Genomic DNA, 3,735 nt, shown 5'->3' on the forward strand with positions numbered 1-3,735 from the left:
CACCGCCGCGCGCAGCACGTCGGAGTCGGCCCCGGCCCCGACCACCGCCGCCACGACGTCGGACTGGGTGCGCACCCGTTCCTCGGTCCGGGCCCGGGCGTCGTTCCACCCCCAGAGCGCGGTCACCGCGACCAGCACCCCCGCCACCAGGACGGTGGCCAGGGTGACGGCTCGGGCCAGGAGGGACCTCACTCCGGCTCCACCAGTTTCAGGCCCACACCGCGCACCGTGCGCAGGTAGCGGGGCCGGCTCGCGCTCTCCCCGAGCTTGCGGCGCAGCCAGGACATGTGCACGTCGATGGTCTGGTCGTGTCCCACGAAGGGGTGCTCGTGCCAGACCGCCTCGACCAGCTCCCGGCGGCTCACCACCCGGCCGACGTGCTCGGCGAGATAGGCCAGCAGGTCGAACTCGCGTCGGGACAGTTCCAGGGGGCGCCCGGCCAGTGTCGCCTGGCGCGTGGTGAGGCTGACGGTCAGCTCGCCGACGGTCAGGTCGCCCGGGTCGGAGGTGCCCACCGAGGACCGCGCCGACCTGCGCAGCAACGCGTTCATCCGGGCCGCCAACTGGGCGCTGGAGAAGGGCTTGACCACGTAGTCGTCAGCGCCGTCGTTGAGCAGACGCACGATCGACGGCTCGTCGCCGCGCGCCGTCGCCACGATCACGGGTACGTCGCTGTTCCCCCGGAGCATGCGCAGCGCGGCGGACCCGTCCAGGTCGGGCAGTCCGAGGTCGAGGATCACCAGGTCCGGTTCGTGCTCGGCGGCCTGCCGGAGGGCGTCCAGCGCCGTGCCGACCGGGCGCACCACGTGCCCCTGGCCCCGCAACGCCCGCACGAGGGCGTCACGCACCATCTGGTCGTCCTCGACCAGTAACACCGTTGCCATGTGGTCAAGTTAACCGAACGTGAACTCCGACACGACCCCGGGAAGGCTCCCAAACAGGGAGAACGCCGCCAACGGGGGCGGAGCGGGCGGCCTTAAGTCGAACGAGACGTTGCGTTAAGGCTCCCTTAGGGAGCGCGACATTACGGTCGTTGCACATCGCCGGTCAGTGGCCCGCGTCACAGGACGCGGAATCCCCCGCGTGTACCGGCCCCGATCTGGCAGGGGGCGCGTTCCAGCGCCCGTCCCTCGGAGGTGTCGTGGCAGAAATCGTGATCGACGGCCTGGGCAAGGTCTACACAGACGGGACCCGCGCCGTCAACGACCTCTCACTGGACATCCAGGACGGTGAGTTCCTGGTGCTGGTCGGTCCCTCCGGCTGCGGGAAGACGACCGCGCTGCGGATGGTCGCGGGCCTGGAGGTGATCAGCGAGGGCACCATCCGCATCGGTGACCGAGTGGTCAACTCGGTGCCCGCCCGCGACCGCGACGTCGCCATGGTCTTCCAGTCCTACGCCCTGTACCCGCACCTGAACATCTACGAGAACATCGCGTTCGGACTGCGGCTGCGCAAGCTCCCCAAGGACGAGATCGACCAGCGGGTGCGCGAGGTCGCCCGGGTCCTGGAGCTGGAGGAGCACCTGGACCGCAAGCCGGGCAACCTGTCCGGCGGGCAGCGCCAGCGGGTGGCCATGGGGCGCGCCATCGTCCGCAAACCCCGGGCGTTCCTCATGGACGAACCGCTGTCCAACCTGGACGCCAAGCTCCGGGTGCAGATGCGGGCCCAGATCGCGCGGATCCAGCGCGACCTCGGTGTCACCACCGTCTACGTCACCCACGACCAGACCGAGGCCATGACCCTCGGCGACCGGGTGGCCGTGATGAAGCGCGGGGTCCTCCAACAGGTGGGGCCGCCCCAGGAGCTCTACGACCACCCCCGCAACCTCTTCGTCGCCGGGTTCGTCGGGTCCCCGGGCATGAACCTCATCGGCGCGGAGCTCGTCCGCGAGGACGACCGGTTCCGCGTCCGCGTGGGCAGCCAGTCCCTCGACCTGCCCGAAGGGCTCCTGCACCGGCGCCCCGCACTGCGCGCCTACGAGGGAAGGAGCGTCGTCCTGGGCATCCGGCCCGAGGACATGGAGGACGCCGAGATCGTCGGCGCCACCGAGAACGCCACTCTCACCTCGGTCGCCGACCTGGTCGAGGCGATGGGTTCGGACGTTCTCGTGCACTTCCCCCTGGACGCCGCCCCCGTCGTCACCGAGGACACCCGCGAACTCGCCCGGGACGCGGGCGCGGACGACGCCCCGAGCGCGGCGGAGGACGGGGTCGTCCTGGTCGGACGCTTCAGCCCCCGTACCCACGTCTTCGAGGGCCAGACCATCACCGTCGCCGTCGACACCGAACGACTCCAGTTCTTCGACCCGACCACGGGCACGTCGATCTACGACTCCTGAGGAGCATCCCCTATGTCACCACGCACTCCCCGTCCCCGTCTCTCCCGCCCCGCGACCACGGCCGCCGCGCTGCTCGCCCTCGGCCTGACGCTCACCGCCTGTGGCGGCGGGNGGGCGGCGCCACCCTGGAGATCGTCGGCCCCTGGGCCGGCGCGGAACAGGAGTCCTTCGAGCGGGTCCTGAGCGTCTTCGAGCAGCGGACCGGCGCCACCGTCCAGTACAGCGGCGCCGGGGACGACCTCCAGACCGTCCTGCAGACCCGGATCCAGGGCGGCGACGCGCCCGACGTCGCCCTCATCCCGCAGGCGGGCCTCATCGAGCACTTCGCCGAGGAGGGCGCCCTCACACCGCTCAGCGACGACGTCGTCGCGGCCCTGGACGAGAACATGGCCGGGGCCTGGACCGACATCGGGTCGGTGGACGGCACCCCCTACGGCGTCTACCTCAAGGTCGCCAACAAGTCCCTGGTCTGGTACAACGACCCCCTCTTCGCCGAGACCGGCGCCGCGCCGCCCGAGACCTGGGAGGACTTCGTCGAACTCTCGGAGAACCTCTCCGACGTCGGCGTCGACCCGCTGTCCGTCGCCGGAGCCGACGGCTGGGTCCTCACCGACTGGTTCGAGAACGTCTACCTCCAGACCGCGGGCCCGCAGATGTACGACCAGCTCGCCGCGCACGAGATCCCGTGGACCGACCCCAGCGTCGAGGTCGCCCTGGAGACCCTCGCCGAGATCTGGGGACAGGAGCGGCTGCTCGCGGGCGGCACCGACGGCACCCTGCAGACCGACTTCCCGACCTCCGTGGTCACCGTGTTCAGCGACGACCCCGAGGCCGCCATGGTCGTGGGCGCCGACTTCATCGGCGGGGTCGTCGCCGACAGCACGAACTCCGCCGTCGGCGACGACGCGCGCGTGTTCTCCTTCCCCTACGTCGCGGGGGAGGAGGGCGCCGTGGTCGTGGCCGGTGACGCCGCCGTCGCGATGAACGACGACGAGGCCACCATGGAGCTCCTGCGCTTCCTCGCCGGTCCCGAAGCCGCGGGGGAGTGGGCGGCCCTCGGCGGGTTCCTCTCGCCCAACCGCCACCTGACCGCCGACGACTACGCCGACCCGCTCACCGGTCAGGTCGCCGAGCAGATCGTGACCGCGGGCGACAGCGTCCGCTTCGACCTGTCCGACCTCCAGCCCGCCGCGTTCGGCGCGACCGTCGGCGACGGAATGTGGCAGACCCTCCAGGACTTCATGGCCGACCCCTCCGACGTCGAGGGAACCATGGAGCGCCTGGAGTCCGAGGCCGCCCAGGCCCACGGCGAGTGACGCCCGGCACCGAGAGAGACCACACATGACCACGGCTGACCAGACGCCCCCCGCCGGTGCCACCGACACCGGCGGGGGGGG

At 71.3% G+C, this 3,735-nt stretch carries 3 protein-coding genes and 1 pseudogene; 2 read left to right on the forward strand and 2 right to left on the reverse strand.

Annotated elements, in window-relative coordinates; all coding sequences use genetic code 11:
* Both D471_RS37095 and D471_RS0130570 read right to left on the reverse strand, forming a co-directional pair.
* Nucleotides 1-192: pseudogene (locus tag D471_RS37095) on the reverse strand (sensor histidine kinase); the annotation flags it as partial.
* Entirely contained in the window at nucleotides 189-884 is a 696-nt protein-coding gene (locus D471_RS0130570; protein WP_026128248.1) for a response regulator transcription factor, read from the reverse strand. The gene D471_RS0130570 and the pseudogene D471_RS37095, both read right to left, overlap by 4 nt.
* A 257-nt stretch (nucleotides 885-1,141) precedes the next feature.
* On the opposite strand from D471_RS0130570, the gene D471_RS0130575 reads away from it, so the two are divergent.
* Together D471_RS0130575 and D471_RS37100 are read left to right on the forward strand one after the other, a co-directional pair.
* Complete coding sequence (locus D471_RS0130575) at nucleotides 1,142-2,338, forward strand: ABC transporter ATP-binding protein (RefSeq protein WP_026128249.1); 1,197 nt, start codon at nucleotides 1,142-1,144, stop codon at nucleotides 2,336-2,338.
* Between the two features lie 179 nt (nucleotides 2,339-2,517).
* Entirely contained in the window at nucleotides 2,518-3,654 is a 1,137-nt protein-coding gene (locus D471_RS37100) for an ABC transporter substrate-binding protein (RefSeq protein WP_241479754.1), read from the forward strand.
* The last annotated feature ends 81 nt before the right edge of the window (nucleotides 3,655-3,735 follow it).

The sequence above is a fragment of the Nocardiopsis lucentensis DSM 44048 genome, from assembly GCF_000341125.1.
GTDB lineage: Bacteria > Actinomycetota > Actinomycetes > Streptosporangiales > Streptosporangiaceae > Nocardiopsis > Nocardiopsis lucentensis.

Bases quoted from the DNA above. Each gene is read 5' to 3' on its own strand.
- D471_RS0130570 (WP_026128248.1), bottom strand. From the start codon at position 884: ATGGCAACGGTGTTACTGGTCGAGGACGACCAGATGGTGCGTGACGCC.